The sequence below is a fragment of the Nitrospirota bacterium genome (assembly GCA_016214385.1).
Taxonomy (GTDB): Bacteria; Nitrospirota; Thermodesulfovibrionia; order UBA6902; family JACROP01; genus JACROP01.
On the sequence record JACROP010000169.1, the window covers coordinates 1 to 18,537 of the forward strand.

The window sequence follows — 18,537 nt, forward strand, 5'->3', positions numbered from 1 at the left end:
AATTTCACATCTTTTATTCTTGTAAACAAATTTCAGATTGAGACTCCTGAAAAAGTATGTTTTTGTCACACTGCCCTGAATCAAGTTCAGGGTATTTCAGGGTCTCATAACCTATTGATTTTATTAGATGCTGAAACGAGTTCAGCATGACATTTTTAACCATTTTGCCCTTTCTGCAACAGCCTGGAAAGCAGGAATCCAGACGTCGTCCCCCGCATCAAGTGCGGGGCAGGCTCTGCGAAACTTGTCCCTGCAGGTTTTAAGCAGGGAGCAGGGAACCATACAAAGGAATTGGATTCCCGTTTTCACGGGAAACCCTGGATTCCCGCTAAAAGCATGCGGGAATGACATTTATGGTTATCTTAGAGTTTTTCAACAGCCTGTTAGATAAATTTAGGGGTAGACAATACTAATATCTTTAGAGTAAAGTTTTAGACCAGTATGGCTAAAGTTTTCAGTTTCGGAACGAATCTCCGACTGGCAGCAGGCACAAGGCAGGCAGGAAATTAATTGAATAGTAAAAGTACAGCACAGATTGACCTTTTTAGCATTAACAGATGGTATATATTACCGAGGCTCATAATTACGCCGATTCTTACCATCCTTGCGCTGGTCTATTATAAAAGTGCAGACCTTCCCGCAGGATCTGTTCAGCTCGTTATACTTGGGATCATGGGTATGGTTATAAACTATCCATTTTACCTCTGGCTTCAGACAAAAAAGCACCTTGGACGCCTTGCTTTTTATCAACAGCTTGTTGACATAATACTTATCATAGTAGGAATATGGATTACAGGCGGCAGCAGGAGCCCTTTTATTTTTGCCCTTCTTTTTCCAATAATAGATGCCGGACTCAGGTCCCCGATAGCGGTCCTTGAGCTAACACTTATTACAGGGTTCTTTTACACAGGGATGCTGGTGTTTGAAAGCTCTATCAGGAGTATCAATTATCTCGTAACTGTAATACATATTGCTATTCTCTCTATGATTGCATTTCAGGCTACTTATTTCAGCAAAAAACTGAAAGAAAAGACAATTGCCCTTACTGAGTCCAATATATTACTTAAAGACAGGATTAAAGAGAAGACAAAAGGGCTTGCAAATCTCCTTTATGACGTAGAGAGAGAAAAGAGAGAATGGGAGAAGACTTTTGAATCGATTCAAGACCCTTTAATAATCCAGGATATGGAATACAACATACTGAAAGCTAACATCGCTACAATTAAGACCTTCGGGTTTCCAGCAGATGTTATAGGGAAGAAGTGCTATAAGATATTCAGGCGTTTAGAACAACCCTGCATTGACTGCCCTCTGGGTGGCATAAAGGGAATAGATGTTCCGATAAACACCCCGAAATTTGGCGGGTATACAGGCATGCATTTCGATATAACGGCTTATCCGTTAATAGACGACAATGGAGGAATTGTCTCGATTGTTAGGCATCTGAAAAATGTGACTGAAAATATACATCTTACCAGGATGACGATAACAGATGAACTAACAGGCCTTTTTAATTACAGGTATCTGAACCTGAGGCTAAAAGAGGAGTTTTCTGTTGCAGAGCGCTATAATACCAGCCTCTCCCTTGTAATGTTTGATGTCGATAATTTTAAAGTTCTTAATGATAATTTTGGTCATCAGTATGGCGACGCTGCTTTAAAGAGAATAGGTGAGACAATAAAGGGACAGGTCCGTCGCTCTGACATTGTAGGGAGATATGGAGGAGATGAATTCTATATAATAATGCCCCACACCGGGGGTGAAGATGCCTTTCATATTGCAATGAAAATTTCAGAAGAAATACAGAAACTGGGATTTCATGGCATGTCCGATGAAGTAAGACTTACAGTCAGTGGAGGAATAAGTTTTTACCCGGGCGTTGGTGTATCAGATATGGAGTGTATGATCAAATACGCAGATACAGCGCTTTACGATGCTAAGAGGTTAGGGGGCAATAAAGTAATCGCCTTTCCACCTGTAACAGAGAAGGTGAATTAGCCCGATATGTAAACCCTCGGTATCCTTGAACCGATAGATGTTAAAACCTCATAGGTAATGGTGCCGGTTTTTGAGGTAATTTCAGATGCTGAGAGTGTTTGATTGCCCTGTTTACCAATAATTACAACTTCATCTCCCTCATTTACTTCTTTTATATGAGTAACATCAACCATCGTAAGGTCCATGCATACCCTGCCAACAACAGGCGCCCTTTTACCTCTTATCAGGACCTCGCCCTGATTGGAAAGGCTCCTGCTGTAGCCGTCAGCGTAACCAATAGGGATGGTAGCTATAAGGCTGTTTCTTCCTGTGATGAAAGTCCGGCCGTAGCTGATGGGGGTACCAGCCGACACTCTTTTTAAGAACAGAATTTTGCTTTTTAAAGAAAGGGCAGGCATTAGTCTTTCTCGGTGCGAGTCTTCGACATTGTTATCAAAAGGGCTGTAACCATAAAGCATCAGGCCTGGCCTTACCATGTTCAGATGGGACTCCGGGAAAGATAGAATGGCTGCACTGTTGGCTATATGGGTAAATTTAAACTTTATCCCGATTTTTTTTAATTCCCTGACTATTTTTTTGAAGATGCCTAACTGTTTCTCAGCATAAATCTTATCGTGCAGGACTGCATCTGAAAAATGGCTCATAATGCCTTCAGTTCTAAGTCCCTGCATACTGTTAATGTCAATGTTTTTTTTCACTGCTTCATCTGGTTTAAATCCGAGGCGGCCCATACCTGTGTCGATCTTTATGTGGACAGGGATTTGAAGATTATTCCTGAGGGCTTCTTTTGAAAGTTCTCTCGCAGCAGATATGCTGTAAATAACAGGCGTGAGTCTGTGCCTGACAACTGCCTTAGCATTTTCATAGTCGAAGAGCACAACGATAGGGGCTTTAATACCACTGTTTCTCAGTTCAATTGCTTCGCTGAGAAAAGCCACTGCAAGGGCTGAGACGCCTTCTTTTATCAGGTGTTTTGAGACTGTGACAGCCCCATGTCCATAGGCCGATGCCTTCACAACTGACAGGATTGCTTTGCCGCGTGTAAGTTTTTTTACTATTCTCAGGTTATTAGAAAGGGCTTTTAGTTTAACCTCGGCAAAAGTTGGGTTGAGCAAGAGATGTTTTGCCTCCAATCACTATCCTTCCTTTTTCTTTTCCCCTTCTTCCTTCTCCACGGGCTTTTTAGGCGTAACGTCTATTTCTGGCGGCTCCGATGTAGCTTTCTTGAAGTTTTTTATGGCTGCTCCAAGTCCTTTGCCAATCTCAGGAAGCCTCGACGCTCCAAAGATTACAAGCACGATTACCAGAATTATTATTAGCTCTGTCATCCCAAGACCAAACATTCCTTTCCTCCTTTTTCCCTCTGGATATCCTCAGGGGTATTGAGATTTATGAAAGACCTTTCATCAGGATCAAAGCTTTTTATTTCCCCTTTTGTAATATATTTTACCCTTTTTTGGCGTAAAAAGTCCTGAAGTCCGGTTTTATTATTTAAAATAGCCTTCTCCATATCATCTGCAAGTCGTTTTGAATAAAGCGCAAAAAGTGGCTCTATGTTTTTTCTGAATTCCGGTACCACAGCATCACAGTTGCCTGTTTTTGATGTCATGTAAAGAATTAATTCTTTATTTATAAAGGGCATGTCGCATGCAGATATAAATACCCATGGGTTTCTGGAATTTATCAGGGAAGTAAAGATGCCTGCCATTGGGCCCTTTAAAGGGTAAATATCTCCAAGCATCGGCACACCAAGGTAAACATATAATTCAGGAGTATTTGTAATGATAAAAATTTCTCTAAATAAGTTTTTCATGATCTTAAGGTTTCTCTCAATAATTTTTTCTCCATTTATCTCTATAAAGGCCTTAAGTAGCGGCATTCTTTTATTTTCGCCTCCTGCGAGGATTACTCCTGTAAAACCCTTTACCAATTTATTCATAACTCCCTGAGAGAAATTTATCTATTTCTTTAATCGGTATTTCCTTCTGTTTTTTGGTTTCCATGTCCCTTAAGATTATTTTACCTTTTTTGAGCTCTTCTTCGCCTAAGATCAGGACATATTTTGCCCCTATGTTATCAGCCTTTCGCAACTGGCTTCGAAGGGAGGCGTCTTCATAAGAGATTTCTACCACTAACCCCTTACTTCTCAACCCCTCTGCGAGTGTCAGGGCCGCCTCTGATGCCTCTTTTCCATGGGATGCTATGAAAAGGGGGGAGGGCTCTATCTTTCTGAGACCATCTTTAAGCAGGCTTACAATCCTTTCCATGCCGAGTGCGAAACCTATGCCAGGGGTACTGGGCCCACCGAAGTCCTCCACAAGCCCGTCATAACGTCCCCCGGCTGCTACTGCCTTTTGTGCACCGAGAGAGGATGCAGTCACTTCAAAAGTCGTTTTTGTGTAATAATCGAGGCCTCTTACCATATCAGGATTTATTGAATAAGGGATACGCAGGGTATTTAGATGTTTTTTTACAGATTCAAAGTGTTCTCTGCAATCATCACAGAGGTATTCAGTTATTCTTGGCACACCGCCTCTTGCATCTATGCAAGAATGGACCTTGCAGTCAAGGACTCTCATGGGATTAATTTCATACCGCTTCTGGCAATCCCCGCAAAAAAGGTGCAACTTATTTTTCAGAAATCCCTTGAGGGATGTCCTGTAGTCAGGACGGCACACGATACATCCTATGGAATTAATCTCAAAGGAAAGACCTTTGAGGTCAAGTCTTTGTAAGAGAAGTTTTAGCATTGATAAGACCTCTGCATCTAATTTTGGGTCTTCGGTGCCGAGGGCCTCCACCCCTATCTGGTAAAACTGCCTGAGACGGCCAGCCTGTGGCCTTTCGTAACGAAACATTGGCCCTGAGTAATAAAATTTCTGTGGAGGGCTCTGGTTATAAAGGTGATGTTCTATAAATGCCCTGACAAGGGGTGCGGTGCCTTCAGGCCTCAGGGTAATGCTACGGCCCCCTTTGTCTGTGAAGGTATACATCTCTTTTTCTACTATGTCTGTGGTCTCTCCAATACTCCTGATAAAGATATCGGTTGTCTCTATGATGGGTATTCTGAGTTCTTTGTAACCATAGCTATGGAAGACTTTTCTTGAGGTCTCCTCTATGTGTTGCCATAACTCTATCTCGGATGGAAGGATGTCCTGAACCCCTTTTAAGGACTTAAACCTCACCTGGGGTTTTTTCCTCTCTTTCTTCTTCGTCAAAATCAATCATCCTGAGATGACTCTCTATGAGCCTCCTGAGCTCTTCCTTAAAGTGTCTCCTTATACCCTTCAGGTCTGTTATGTCCTCATGAATCTTGATGACCTTATTCTGAGCTCCTCTTATTATTTTTTCAGCTTCAAGTTCTGCTTCTTTCCTGATGAGTTCTGCATCTTTTTTTATGTTGTTTTTGTATTCTTCCACCATTTCCTGTGTTGAGATTAAAGTATTTTTAAAGGCTGACTCCATGCCCTTGTATTCTTTTAGTTGTTCATCAAGCCTTCTTACATTTTCCCTCAACGAGACGTTTTCCCTTAAAATTTCTTCCAGCTCCTCCCTTATAAGTTCAAGGAATGAATCAACCTCCTCCACATCAAAGCCCCTGAATCTTACAGGGAACTGTTTTTGCTGTATATCCAGCGGAGTTATTCGCATGCAGGCTTCCTCCTTCTACTTTATTTTATATGCAAATTCTATCATAGAATGTATCAAAAAGTATTTAATGAAAAGGATTATAAGGATGGCAATCAGAGGGGAAATGTCAATGCCAATCTTTATTCCAATAAGTCTCCTTATAGGCCTGAGCACAGGCTCTGTTACTGCATACAGAAACCGCACAATGGGGTTATAGGGGTCAGGGCTTACCCAGCTTATAAGGGCAGCAATTATAATAATCCACATGTAGACCCACAGCACAATATCGAGTATCTTTGCTACAGCTATTAACAGATTGGCGAGTATAAACATTTAACCCCTTTTATTCCCAAGCTCCTTTGCTCTATTCGTTGCTGCTTCAATTGCAGATATAACAGTATCCTTAAACCTTTGTTCATTAAACACCTTAAGTCCTGCTTCTGTAGTGCCTCCGGGAGATGTTACCATCTCTCTGAGTTTTTCAGGAGACATGCCTGTATCGAGGAGTTTTGCTGTGCCGATGAACGTCTGTATCACAAGCTCTATAGTATTATCCCTGCTAAGTCCCATTTTTACACCACCCTCTATCATTGCCTCTACAAAGAATGAAATAAACGCAGGCCCGCTTCCTGAAAGGGCAGTTACAGCATCCATGTATTTTTCAGGAAGCACAAGGAGTCTTCCTACTGACATTAAAATATCTCTTACCGCCATAATATCTTTATCAGAGATGCATTCACACATTGACATAACAGATATCCCCTCCTGGATGAGTGCAGGCGTATTGGGCATTACCCGTATGAGTTTTTTTGTTTTGAGCTTTGATTGGAGATATGAAAATGCAATTCCAGCAGCTACTGATACCACTGTCTTTTCATCTGTTACCAAATCTGATATCTCATCAAGTACTGCCGCCATATTCTGGGGCTTAATCGCAAGGATTATTATGTTGCACGAAGAGGCGACATCTTTATTAGACCCTGTTGTTTTTACGCCATAAGTCTGCTGGAGATATTTTCTTCTGTCTTCTCTCGGTTCCGATACTAAAAGACTGCTGACTGCCGACTGCCGACTGCTGACTATTCCTTTAATCAATGCCTCTGCCATGTTCCCGCCGCCTATAAAGCCAATTCTCATAGTATGTCCTTTTAGTGGTCCGGGGTTTTATTTTTTTGCGTTCTTTCGCCAAAAATTGCTGTGCCGACCCTCACCATAGTGGCCCCTTCTTCGATTGCTACTTCAAAGTCACCGGACATGCCCATGGATAACTCATTAAGGGCAAAACCTCTGTTATTTAGTTCTTCTTTAAGTTCTCTGAGCCTTCTAAAATAGGGCCTTGCCTTCTCGGATTCTTCAAAAAATGGTGGAATTGTCATCAGCCCTTCGAGTTTTAGATTTTCCATATTACTCACCGTCTCAATAATCTCCATAAGCCCTTCTTCTGATACTCCATACTTTGTCGCTTCTTCCGAAAGTTTTACCTGCACGAGGATAGGTTGAATTTTACCTATCCTCCGGGCATGTTTATTTAGCTCCTGTGCCAGATGTATGGAATCAATGGAATGGATTAAATCAAATAATTGGACTGCAATATTTGCTTTATTTGTCTGTAAATGTCCTATCAGATGCCATTCTATCCTGCCACTCGTAACTCGTAACTCGTTACTCGTCACTTTCTTCTGTGCCTCTTGAACCCTGCTTTCGCCCAGGATATTTACTCCAGAATTAATGGCCTGTATAATCCTCTGAATTTCAACGTTTTTGGTAACTGCTACTAACCTGATACCTTTCTGGTCTCTTCCAGCCCTGCGGGCTGCTTCGGCAATTCTCTTTCTTACAAGAAAGAGGGCTTCTTTTAGCTCCATTCTTACAGAAGCTTAGCATCTTATTCTTTATTTGGCAAGGCATTAAGAGGTTTGGATAGGATTCAGATTTGACCTTGCGACAAGTCCTCTGATTTTGATATAGTTACAAGGTATGAAATCCGGATCTCGCGGCAATTTTCCTTACAAATTAATAGCACTAAAAATCCTTTTTGTTTTATTTCTGTTTCCTTTAACCATCTCCGCCCAGTCGGAATCGACCCGTACCGGTACGATAAAGGAAGAAGTACTCCCCAATGGCCTGAAGGTTATTGTTATTGAAGATCACAATGCCCCTGTTGCGACATTTCAGATATGGTACCGCGTTGGTTCAAGGAATGAATATATCGGCAAAACAGGTCTGAGTCATCTCCTGGAGCACATGATGTTTAAGGGTACCCGCAAATATGGGACAAAGAGTTTTTCAAAAATCGTTCAAAGGGCAGGTGGTGTTGACAATGCTTTTACCACAAAAGAGTACACTGCTTATTATCAAAAACTCGCCTCGGACAGGATTGACCTTTCTATAGAGCTTGAGTCTGACAGGATGCAGAACCTCATTATGAATGAAAGAGAGACCCTCGCCGAAAGAAATGTAGTTATGGAAGAGCGAAGAATGAGGTATGAGGATGACCCGCAGAGGCTTGTATATGAAGAAGTTGTGGCTGCTGCCTTTAAAAATCATCCTTACAGGTGGCCTGTAATCGGCTGGATGCCTGATATAGGTGGCATTACACGGGATGAATTATGGGATTACTACCGCACATATTATACCCCGAATAATGCTGTTGTCATTGTGGCCGGGAATGTAAAAGCTGAAATTATAATTGAGAAAATAAATAATGCCTTTAGCCATATCCCAAGAGGGCCAGAGCCCACCAACACTAAGATAAGTGAGCCGTCTCAGAGGGGCGAGAGGCGGATATATGTGAAAAAAGAGGCTGAACTGCCTTATGTAATAGCAGCATATAAGGTGCCCAACATCCTCGATAAAGACAGTTATGCCCTTGAGGTCATGGAATCGGTCCTTTCAGGCGGCAAGAGTGCCAGGATTTATAAAAGCCTGATTTATGAGAAACAGCTATGCCAGTCAGCCGGCGCAGGTTATGAGGGGCTTTACAGAGACCCTTTCCTTTTTTATCTTTATGGGACTGCAGCACCCGGTAAATCCATAGAGGATGTAGAGCAGGCATTATACGCAGAGGTTGAAAAGATTAAGCAGAAACCCCCTTCAGAAAGGGAAGTTCAGAAAGCAAAAAACCAACTCGAGGCTGCTTTTATTATGGGACAGGACTCCATTTCTTTTCAGGTCAGGGTCATAGGAATGTTCGAGATGATTGAAAGCTGGAGGTTGAAAGACCTGTACATCGAAGGTATAAGAAAAGTTACGCCAGAAGATGTTCAGGCTGTTGCAAGAAAATATCTTGTAGAAGACCAGAGAACAGTGGGAATATTAATACCGATAAAAGTGAGAAGTGAGAAGTGAAAAGTGAAAAGTTAAAGGACTGCCGAGCCGTGGTTATTGATTATCGACTATTTTTATCCTTACTGTTTGCTGTTTACTGTTTACTGTCTGCTGTCTTTCCTGCCTATGCGCTTGACGTAAAAAGAGAAGCCCTTCCCAACGGCCTTACTTTGCTTGTTGTTGAAAAACGAAATTTACCTGTTGTTATGGTTACTGTTGGTATTAAGGCAGGAACACTTATGGAACCTGAGGAAAAGGCAGGGCTCTCAAACCTTACAGCAGAGTTGCTCACAGAGGGCACAAGAAACAGGACGTCTGCCCAGATAAGCGAGGAAATAGAGTTTGTCGGAGCCTCTCTCGATAGTTCTGGCGGAGACGATTATATTACCGTTGCCCTCTCTGTGCTGAAAAAAGATATTGAACTAGGCTTCTCCATTCTTTCAGATATAATTGTGAATCCGAATTTCCCTGAAACAGAATTAAACAGGAAAAAGGCACTTATTAAGGGAAGCATCAAGGCTCAGGAGGAGGAGCCTGGTGCAGTTGCCTCAAAGGCATTCAAGAAAGCCATATTCGGCAATCACCCTTATGGCAGGCCTGTCGAAGGCGCTGTAGAGACTCTTGATGCCCTGACAAGGGAAGATATTGTCAGTTTCCATTCACGCTATTATGTGCCGAACGATTCCGTAATGGCTGTTGTGGGCGATATATCCTCAGATGAAGTGAAATCATTGATGGCAAAATATTTTGACCGGTGGAAGCCGCAAAAACTTGACTCACCTCAGTCACGAGTCGCAACGACTTTACCCCACTCCCCTGAGCCTCTTAAAGGGCGCAAGGTCATAAAGATAAACAGAGATCTGACTCAGGCAAATATCATCATGGGACACCTTGGAATAAAGAGGGATAACCCTGATTATTATGCAGTGTCAATAGCGAACTACATCCTCGGTTCTGGAGGGTTTGCATCGAGGCTCATGCAGAATATCCGTGATGAAAAAGGGCTTGCCTACGATGTCCACAGCTTTTTTACTACCAACAAAGAAAAGGGTGCCTTTCAGGTTGGAGTTCAGACAAAGAACGAATCAGCAAACGCTGTAGTCGCTGAGATATTAAAAGAGATAAAAAGGATAAGAGAGGAACCGATCTCTGATACAGAGCTTCAAGATGCCAGGGCATATCTTACAGGGAGTTTTCCGTTGAGAATAGATACTTCTCGGAAAATAGCCGATTTTCTTGTGGCTGTAGAGTATTATGGCCTTGGCCTGGATTATATTGATAAATATAAAGATTATATTAATGCAGTCACAAAGGACGATGTCCTGAGGGTTGCAAAGAAATATCTCGACCCTGAGAGGTTTGCCCTAATTATTGTTGCCGACCAGGAAAAAGCATCACTGAAATATTAAAACCTACTTGGCTCACGAAGGGGAATGAAAATAAGTCCTCTCCTGTGTCATTCCCGCTCGTCGGGAATCATTCTTGAAGCATAGGAAATCATAAACCACGAAGGGCACGAAGATCACGAAGTGCGATAAAAAGAAAGCTTTAATTTTTTTCTTCATGCCCTTCGTGTTCTTCGTGGTTAAATCAGGTTTTGTTCAAGAAGGATTCTGGACAAGCCAGAATGACAGGAAAGATAAGGATTATGCGTCACACGATAAATGTGTTTTCGGAGCAAAATTTACCATAAAAAAAGGGCCGGGATTAAAACCGGCCCATATAAAAATTATTCAGCCAACTTTTAATACCCTGCGGGCTTTTTAGCTGGTTCTGCTGGTTTCTCAGCAGGCTTTGCAGCAGGTTTTTCAGCGGGCTTTGCTTCTGGTTTCTTCTCAGTCTTTTTTGGTGCTGCGATGGCTATGGACTTTGCTACATTCTTTTTGTCAACCTCGGTGTATTTAACTGTTACTTTGTCACCGGCTTTGATGTCAGCGAGGGTCTTTTTTTCCTTGCCGAGGGTAATCTTGGTCTTGTCAGTAACACTGATGACAACATCGGCCTTCTTGGCTTTTACTGTGACAGTCTTGGCATTGGCGTCAACGGCTGCAACCTCACCTGTTACCTGCTTTACCGTTGCAGGGGCTTTTTTCTCAGCCGGGGCTGCCTCCTTTTTTTCTGCTGGCTTGGCCGGAGCTTTTTCCTGGGCCATGACCACTGTGCCGAAGGCAACAACTAAAATCAAAGAAACGACGAGAGCAATTGCTTTTTTCATAATGTTTTCACCTCCTTTATTTTGGATTTAAATCACCTGAATATTATCAATAAACATGCCAGGGAGGGAGCGTCTGAAAAAGTCCCGAATCTTCGGGATTTTTTATGGATGGTCTTTAAAGGTTACTACCTCTTTTAAGGAATTCTTTCCTTTTTTCGGGATAATTTTCATCAAGGCCAAATTTCTCCCACCTGTACCAGAAGGTTTTATAGCTCAGACCTAAGAGTTTTGCTGCCCTGGCAACCACGCCGTTGGCCATTTCCATGGCCTTTATAAGTAAATTTTTCTCGACTTCTTCAAAGTTGAGGCCTCCCTCAGGTATTTCTATGTCAATAGAGCCTGCACTGAGGATTGGCCTTTTTATCTCTTCAGGCAGATCCTTCACAGTTATCCATTCGCCATCGCCGAGCAGGACTGCCCTTTCTATTGCTGACTCAAGTTGTCTTACGTTTCCAGGCCAGCTATATTGCATAAGAACTTTCAGGGCATCTTCTCTTATATCCTTTATTCTTTTGCCAAATTCCTTGTTGAACTTTGAGATAAAATATTCAGTTAGTTCAGGGATGTCACCGATTCTATCTCTAAGGGCAGGAAGACTTATAGTAATCACTTTGAGTCTGTAATAAAGGTCTTCCCTGAAGTTGCCTTTTTTCATCTCACGCTCTAAGTCCTTGTTTGTTGCGGCTACTATGCGGACATCCACTCTTATATTTTCCCTTCCTCCAACCCTCCTTATTTCTTTTTCCTGCAGGACACGCAAAATCTTTGACTGCATTGGAATCTGGAGGTCTCCTATCTCATCGAGGAGGAGGGTCCCTCCATTAGCAGCTTCAAACAGCCCTATCTTTCTCGATGTAGCGCCTGTAAAGGCGCCTGGCTCATAGCCAAAGAGTTCAGATTCAAGCAGGTTTTCCGGTATTGCAGCACAGTTGATGGCCGTAAATGGTTTTGTTCTCCGCGGACTGTTGTAATGAATGGCCTTTGCTATAAGTTCTTTCCCTGTACCGCTTTCACCACAGAGCAGTATGGTTGCGTGGCTTGAAGACACTTTCTTTACAAGGTCAAAAACCTCCTTCATCCTAAGAGAGTTGCCTATAATATTGTCGAGCTTGAAATGGGAGATGAGTTCTTGCTTTAAGAGATAATTCTCTTTCAGGAGGTTCATCCTCTCCATGGCCCTTTTTAAGACTATTAGAAGCTCTTCTTTATCGAGGGGTTTGGTGAGGTAGTCAAAGGCCCCTTTTCGGATAGCCTCAACTGCCGATGATATGGTTCTGTGGGCTGTCATTATTATTATTGCTGGCTGCAGGGGCTCTTCTGGTATTGAATCCATTAGTTCTATGCCGTCCATATCCGGCATCTTGAGGTCTGTGAGTATCAGGTCGTGGCGAAACTCTTTAAAGGTTTTTAATGCTTCCTTGCCGCCAGATGCCAGATATGTTTCATAGCCCTCATCCTCAAGGATTGTTTTTAGTATTTCTCTCTGCGAGCGTTCATCATCTACGACTAAGATGCTTCCCTTACGCATGATTTCCATCCGCCACCATTGATTCAACAGTTGCCAGCGTAGTAGCGGCATCTTCCGGGATAAAGATTTTTACAGTTGTGCCCTTTTCAGGTGCACTTTCTATCTCTATGCTGCCTGAATGTTCTTCTATTATTCTCCTGGTCAGGGCAAGGCCAAGACCTATACCAAGTTTCTTGGTCGTGAAGTAGGGCTCGAAGACCATTGGCAGGTCTTCTTTAGAGATCCCTGTGCCGCTGTCAGAAAAACTTATGTTAAAACCCTTTTCTGCTGGTAAGGATGTGATTTCCAACGTGCCCCCCTGAGGCATTGCCTGAAAGGCATTAAGGATTATATTGAGAAAACAGGTTTTCATAAGCTCAGGGTCGACATAGAGACTTGAGGGAACGGTAACTGTTTTAATAGTAATTTTCTGTTCCTCTGCTTCTCCTCTCACAAGCGTTACTGTCTCTTCAAGCAGAGGGCCAATGTTGCTCCACTGTTTTTTTACTTTCATGGGTTTCCCGTAGTTGAGGAAATCTTCGACCAATTTGTTAAGCCGCCTGATTTCGTCTTTTATGTTTAATATAAGGGTATTAAATTTCTCCTTTTTCTCTTTGTCCTCCGGAGGGAATTTCCCTTTTAAATGGTCGATGCTCAAACTGATAAAATTCAACGGGTTTCTTATCTCATGGGCAATGCTGGAGGCCAGGTGGCCTATTTTAGACAGATGTTCAGCCTTTATAAGCCTCTCTTCAAGCTCCCTGTGTGTCCTTAGCTTCATAATCATATCATTGAAACTCCTTGTGAGGTCTCCGATTTCATCTTTTCGTTCCTGCGGGAGCGTCTGGCTCAAATCACCCGTGGCAACTCTTTTTGCCGCCTCTACAACCTGATGTATTGGCTTCGTATATTTCCTTGAGAGGAAGATTGCTCCTATTATGCCGAGGCTGAAGACAAGCAAGGTTGCTATAAGCCGCTCTATATAGTTTCTCTTGGATAGCATTTTAAAATCGTCGAGGAGCAGGCTCAGGTGTATATACCCGAAAAACTCGTCCCCGACTATGACCGGCAGGATTATGTTATATGGACGTTTTTCTTTCGAGGGTTCTCCAATTTCGCTTATAGGCTCCCCGAGCTGTGCCTTGATTATAATTTTCTTCTTTTTGGGGTCAAGCCTCCCACCGAGTTTTCGGGGATTTGAACTGGCAATAACCTCTTCATCTGTGCTTATGATATTTATTTCGCCGATACCCTTTGCCTTGAGTTCTTTTAGATATTCTGTGAGGGTTTCTGTGTCCGTATACTCTGCAGTGGTGAGCTTCCATACGCTTACCTGTATGGCTGTGGATAGGTCTTCGGTGTGCTTTTGAACCTCGTTTATTATATTTTTTGTAGCATTGGTATACAGGATAAAGAGGACAATAATCATGGCAAGGCTTAAAATGAGCATCATATAAAGAAGTTTTGTGGTAAGGGGAAGGTTATTTAAAAAATTCCTGACAATTTTCACTTAAATTAGTCCTTTCAATCCTTATGTTATTTATAACCCATCGTTAAGATTCAAGTCAATAATGAGAAAATTTTAGTCCCTGTCCTCGAATTTCACTAATGGGCCGAATTTAGAGCCGTACCTGAAGATGGTTATTCCCTTACAGCCTTTTTCGTAGGCGAGCAGAAATGCCTTTGCAACATCCTGCCTTGTTGCCCTCTGTTTTAAATTAATAGTCTTAGAGACAGCATTATCAGTAAATTCCTGAAAAGCTGCCTGGACCTCTATGTGGTCTTCAGGTGGTATCTCATGAGCTGTTACAAATATTTTTTTTACATCTACAGGCACTTCTTTGAAGCCTTTAAGGTTACCTTTTTTTGTGATTTTTTCTATTAGTTCAGGGCTGTAAAATCCCCGCTCATGAGCTATGTTCAGGAAGTGCTGGTTTATCTCATAGATCTCTGTATCGAGGACAAGTCTCCTGTAAGCTATTGCAAAAAGTGGCTCTATACCGCTGGAGCAGTTAGCTATTATGGAGAGAGTTCCGGTAGGGGCAATGGTTGTGGTTGTGGCGTTTCTTACCTCTGGCATTCCTGGTGCATCATAAATAGAGCCATGGAAATTCGGGAATACCCCCCTTTTTTGTGCAAGCTCTTCTGATGCCTCCTTTGCCTTTGATCTGATAAATCTCATTAGCTCTCTTGCAAGGCTGAATGCCTTTTTTGAATTATATCTTATCCCGATCTTTATAAGCATATCAGCCCAGCCCATGACACCAAGGCCTATTTTCCTGTTACCCTTGTGCATTTTTTCTATCTCTGGCACAGGATATTTATTTACATCAATGGTGTTATCGAGAAACCTGACAGCGAGCTGTACTGTCTTTCCGAGTTTTTCAAAATCAACTTCGTATCGAAGTGACGAGTCTTTGTCTTTACTTGTAACTTGTAACTTGTCACTTGTCACTGTTTTTACCATCTTCGCTAAATTTATGGAACCGAGCACACACGCCTCGTATGGAAGGAGTGGCTGTTCTCCGCAGGGGTTGGTACTCTCTATGTCTCCAATGTTGGGGGTAGGGTTGTCCCTGTTGATCCTGTTTATAAATACAAGGCCAGGGTCGCCTGTCTCCCAGGCGCTTTCTACTATTTCATTAAATACATCTTTTGCCTTCAGGTGTCCTGTTACATTTTTACTCCTCGGGTTTATGATCTCATAATCTGTGTCTGCCTTGAGTGCCTCTATAAAGGCATCTGTTATGGCGACCGATATATTAAAGTTGGTAAGTTCCCTCACATCCCTTTTTATCCTTATGAAATTTATGATGTCAGGGTGGTCTACCCTTAAAATGCCCATATTGGCGCCTCTCCTTGCGCCACCCTGCTTTATAACTTCTGTGGCTGTGTTGTATATGCGCATGAAAGACACAGGTCCGCTGGCAATGCCTCCGGTGGATTTTACGATGTCTGCTTTTGGCCTGAGCCTTGAGAAAGAAAAACCCGTGCCACCACCGCTCTGAAGTATAAGGGCTGCATTCTTGAGAGAGTCAAAGATGCCTTTCATGGAGTCGTCAACCGGAAGGACAAAGCAGGCAGCAAGCTGGCCAATGTCTTTCCCTGCATTCATCAGGGCAGGGGAGTTCGGAAGGAAGAGTAAATTGCTCATCATGTCATAAAACTTCTCCTCCCATTCCTGAGGGCTTTCGCCATGAATTGCCTCGGCAGATGCTATAGTACGGGCCACCCTTTGAAACATCTCCTCGGGCGTTTCTTTGACCCTTCCCTCCTCATCTCTAAGGAGATAACGGGCCCTTAATACCTTAAGTGCATTTTCAGTAAGCTGCATGGATAGATTATATCATCAAAGCAATTGCTAAATCCAAAACCAAAACGTAAAGCTTTCTACAAGCGAAGGATAGGCGATTTCAACTTCGACTCAATTCCGACCGTGACGAAACAATCTCTAAGTTTAACTTATAATGATGAGTGAGGGAGTTTTTTTATCAGGCTGACAAAACTTAACCCCAGCTTTGTTTATCCAGCGGACTCCGCACCCCCAGAATATTTTTTGAAGCAACATGGGTATAGATCATTGTCGTCTGTAGAAATTTATGTCCGAGCAGTTCCTGAATAGTTCTAATGTCATAGCCGTTTTCAAGAAGATGAGTGGCAAAGCTGTTTAAAAATCAAGGGGGCTCTTTGCCTCTTTCAGGGTCCTCGACGGCACGCAGTGGGTATAGATCATCGTGGTCTTTACGTCACTATGGCCAAGAAGTTCCTGAATAGTGCGGATATCATAATTGGCCTGCAAGAGGTGGGTGGCGAAACTGTGGCGGAAGGTATGGGAGGTTACTCGTTTTGTGAGTTTCGCCCGACGGACCGCCTCATAAAGCGCCAGCTGGACGTGTGTTTCATGAAGATGATACCGCTGCCGCTCCTTCGTTTCCTCCACAAAAGTCAGCGACTGCTGCGGGAAAAACCATTGCCATATGAAATCCTTACCTGCTGAGGGATATTTCTTTTCGAGTTGGTCATAGAGAAAGACGCCAGTGTAGCCATTAGCAATGTCTTCATCATGAAGTTTTTGTATTGCCTTAAACTGCGCTATCAGCTCCAGCATGATTGTCTGCGGAATAGGCACAGTCCTGTCTTTACCGCCCTTGCCATGGACAGTAAGGATTCCGTCGTCGAAATTGAAATTTTTCACCCGCAATTGCACACATTCAAAGAGACGAAGCCCGCAGCCATACAGCAGTTTGACCGCAAGATCATAGGGATATGAAAGATGCTTCAATACAGCGTCAATTTCCCGCCTCGAAAGAACAACAGGTATATATTTCGATTTCTTCGCACGGGGAATGTCCTTGTGATCGCCAAAATCTTTTTTCAGAACATGCCGGTACAGAAACAATAAAGAGTTGAACGCCTGGTTCTGAGTTGAGGCCGACACCTTGCATTTTACCGCCAGATGCGTGAGATATGCCTTGACATCCGCTGCCGACAATTCGTCAGGGGGCTTGTTATGCAGAAAGCCCTGAAACTTGCGGCCCCAATCCGCATAGGCCTTGAGCGTTTTTCTGGAATAGTGCCGCATCTTGATTTCTGCCGCGAGATTGTCGATAAGCTTGTCCCAAGCAGGAGACCCGGATTTCTCCAAGCAGCGCCATTCATTAAAACGACTGAAAGCCGATTTACTAATACGGCCATTGGAAAAACCACTTACATCACCCTCCCCTTTATCCCCTCCCCTCAAGGGCGGGGAAATATTACAACCCTCTCCCCTGGCGGGAAAGGGCGAGGGTGAGGGGGCATTACTTATGAACTCCTTAATATGTGGTATAGCAAGCTCTGTTTTCTGTACACTGTCCGGTTGTTGCATATCCGAAAGAGGGGAATATATCGGCGTTATCGCCTCAGCCTTCGATAAGTTATTGGAAGATTCCACCTTAATAAAGGGGGTGGAGGGGGATGTTGCTGCATCCGATACCTGTAGGGGCAATCCCTCTGTGGTTGCCCGGTATTGAGACGATGTGGATATTGTCGCAGCCTTTGTCTCTGCATTCAGCGACTGAAAGAAGAGAGAAAGGGCATGCGCTGCCTGTTTTTGCTGTTCGGGCGACTGATTCTTCTTTCGCAATTTTTCGATAAACAAACGCACATGTTCCGATTTGGAATCCGGAAGAGAATATTTGCTTCGAAAATCAAGATAGTACAGGAGCCACTTCCTATAATCCGCGCGGCGGGAAACAGGCACCGCCCTTTTTTTCAGGACAGCCTCGAATTGAATCAAAATATCGCTTGGTATAGGTAGCATAGAATTTGAATCTGACTAATACCAGTAATAGCATATTAGTCATTTGAAAAGTATAATGATAATGAGTAGATATGTCAATAATGCCTTCAAGGGCTATTGACCGGAGCAAAACTTTCTGATATAGTCTTGTAACTGTCTAATAACTGGTTGTGCATAAAATAGATTAACGAAAAATAAGGGGGCAATATGGAAACCAGTATAATGAAAACACACAAAGACGGATTAGAAATATCACTTATGGATAGTTCAAAATGGCGAATTATCCATATAGGCGACATTACCAGAACTGCCTTATGGTATCCAACACAACGCATCAAGATTGAAAAATTAGAAGAAGGAAAATACAAACTAACCAATCTTGATACATCAGCCCCCGGTGAAATTGAAGTCTCACGCATTCGGTAATCTTTCAAGGTTATTCTGTATGCCAACGGCAATCATAAAAGACCTCAAAGCATTAGCCCAAGCTTCGGCTTCGTGTGGCTTTTCGCTTCGCAAGAGTTCATCCTGTAATTTGTCTCGTATTGCATCTTCTGCTGACCGTTCCATTTACAAACC

17 protein-coding genes and 1 pseudogene are annotated in these 18,537 nt (G+C 42.9%); 4 read left to right on the forward strand and 14 right to left on the reverse strand.

What is annotated here, in order from left to right; all coding sequences use genetic code 11:
* Nucleotides 1-510: 510 nt before the first annotated feature.
* Nucleotides 511-1,998, forward strand: a complete 1,488-nt coding sequence (locus tag HZC12_10320; protein MBI5027098.1) for a sensor domain-containing diguanylate cyclase — start codon at nt 511-513, stop codon at nt 1,996-1,998.
* Here HZC12_10320 and alr read toward each other — a convergent pair.
* From alr to HZC12_10360, 8 genes are read right to left on the reverse strand one after another with little or no spacing between them, the layout of a single operon-like run.
* Nucleotides 1,995-3,131, reverse strand: coding sequence for an alanine racemase (gene alr / locus HZC12_10325; protein MBI5027099.1), 1,137 nt, complete (start codon nt 3,129-3,131; stop codon nt 1,995-1,997). The two genes, HZC12_10320 and alr, sit on opposite strands and share 4 nt — an antisense overlap.
* Before the next feature lie 3 nt (nt 3,132-3,134).
* The gene (locus tag HZC12_10330) at nt 3,135-3,341 is read right to left on the reverse strand and encodes a twin-arginine translocase TatA/TatE family subunit (protein ID MBI5027100.1); all 207 of its coding nucleotides are present in this window, start codon (nt 3,339-3,341) and stop codon (nt 3,135-3,137) included.
* Entirely contained in the window at nt 3,323-3,937 is a 615-nt protein-coding gene (locus HZC12_10335) for a molybdenum cofactor guanylyltransferase (protein MBI5027101.1), read from the reverse strand. Before HZC12_10335 ends, HZC12_10330 begins: the two co-directional genes overlap by 19 nt.
* A complete protein-coding gene (locus HZC12_10340) occupies nt 3,930-5,183 on the reverse strand; it encodes a histidine--tRNA ligase (GenBank protein ID MBI5027102.1) in 1,254 nt (417 codons plus the stop codon). Before HZC12_10340 ends, HZC12_10335 begins: the two co-directional genes overlap by 8 nt.
* Nucleotides 5,173-5,649 (reverse strand): DivIVA domain-containing protein, encoded by a 477-nt coding sequence (locus HZC12_10345; GenBank protein ID MBI5027103.1) that lies wholly within the window; start codon nt 5,647-5,649, stop codon nt 5,173-5,175. The genes HZC12_10340 and HZC12_10345 overlap by 11 nt, the downstream gene beginning before the upstream one ends.
* Nucleotides 5,650-5,664: 15 nt before the next feature.
* Complete coding sequence (locus HZC12_10350) at nt 5,665-5,961, reverse strand: YggT family protein (protein ID MBI5027104.1); 297 nt, start codon at nt 5,959-5,961, stop codon at nt 5,665-5,667.
* Nucleotides 5,962-6,765: a pyrroline-5-carboxylate reductase gene (gene proC / locus HZC12_10355; protein ID MBI5027105.1), complete on the reverse strand. Its 804-nt coding sequence runs from the start codon at nt 6,763-6,765 to the stop codon at nt 5,962-5,964.
* Nucleotides 6,766-6,776: 11 nt separating this feature from the next.
* The gene (locus HZC12_10360) at nt 6,777-7,493 is read right to left on the reverse strand and encodes a YggS family pyridoxal phosphate-dependent enzyme (GenBank protein MBI5027106.1); all 717 of its coding nucleotides are present in this window, start codon (nt 7,491-7,493) and stop codon (nt 6,777-6,779) included.
* Nucleotides 7,494-7,605: 112 nt separating this feature from the next.
* Between HZC12_10360 and HZC12_10365 the strand changes: the two genes are divergently transcribed.
* Nucleotides 7,606-8,976, forward strand: coding sequence for an insulinase family protein (locus tag HZC12_10365; protein ID MBI5027107.1), 1,371 nt, complete (start codon nt 7,606-7,608; stop codon nt 8,974-8,976).
* Complete coding sequence (locus tag HZC12_10370) at nt 8,973-10,364, forward strand: insulinase family protein (protein MBI5027108.1); 1,392 nt, start codon at nt 8,973-8,975, stop codon at nt 10,362-10,364. Before HZC12_10365 ends, HZC12_10370 begins: the two co-directional genes overlap by 4 nt.
* 335 nt (nt 10,365-10,699) lie before the next feature.
* Here the strand turns inward: HZC12_10370 and HZC12_10375 are convergent, their stop codons facing one another.
* The 6 genes and pseudogenes from HZC12_10375 to HZC12_10400 form a co-directional block, all read right to left on the reverse strand.
* Nucleotides 10,700-11,170 (reverse strand): hypothetical protein, encoded by a 471-nt coding sequence (locus tag HZC12_10375; protein MBI5027109.1) that lies wholly within the window; start codon nt 11,168-11,170, stop codon nt 10,700-10,702.
* Between the two features lie 115 nt (nt 11,171-11,285).
* Entirely contained in the window at nt 11,286-12,707 is a 1,422-nt protein-coding gene (locus tag HZC12_10380) for a sigma-54-dependent Fis family transcriptional regulator (GenBank protein MBI5027110.1), read from the reverse strand.
* Nucleotides 12,691-14,187: a HAMP domain-containing protein gene (locus HZC12_10385; GenBank protein ID MBI5027111.1), complete on the reverse strand. Its 1,497-nt coding sequence runs from the start codon at nt 14,185-14,187 to the stop codon at nt 12,691-12,693. The genes HZC12_10380 and HZC12_10385 overlap by 17 nt, the downstream gene beginning before the upstream one ends.
* Before the next feature lie 72 nt (nt 14,188-14,259).
* Entirely contained in the window at nt 14,260-16,011 is a 1,752-nt protein-coding gene (locus HZC12_10390; GenBank protein ID MBI5027112.1) for an adenosylcobalamin-dependent ribonucleoside-diphosphate reductase, read from the reverse strand.
* Nucleotides 16,012-16,183: 172 nt separating this feature from the next.
* Nucleotides 16,184-16,345, reverse strand: a pseudogene (locus tag HZC12_10395) (tyrosine-type recombinase/integrase).
* Entirely contained in the window at nt 16,345-17,544 is a 1,200-nt protein-coding gene (locus tag HZC12_10400; protein ID MBI5027113.1) for an integron integrase, read from the reverse strand. The pseudogene HZC12_10395 and the gene HZC12_10400 overlap by 1 nt, the downstream one beginning before the upstream one ends.
* Before the next feature lie 621 nt (nt 17,545-18,165).
* On the opposite strand from HZC12_10400, the gene HZC12_10405 reads away from it, so the two are divergent.
* Nucleotides 18,166-18,384 (forward strand): hypothetical protein, encoded by a 219-nt coding sequence (locus HZC12_10405; protein MBI5027114.1) that lies wholly within the window; start codon nt 18,166-18,168, stop codon nt 18,382-18,384.
* Nucleotides 18,385-18,537 lie beyond the last annotated feature (153 nt).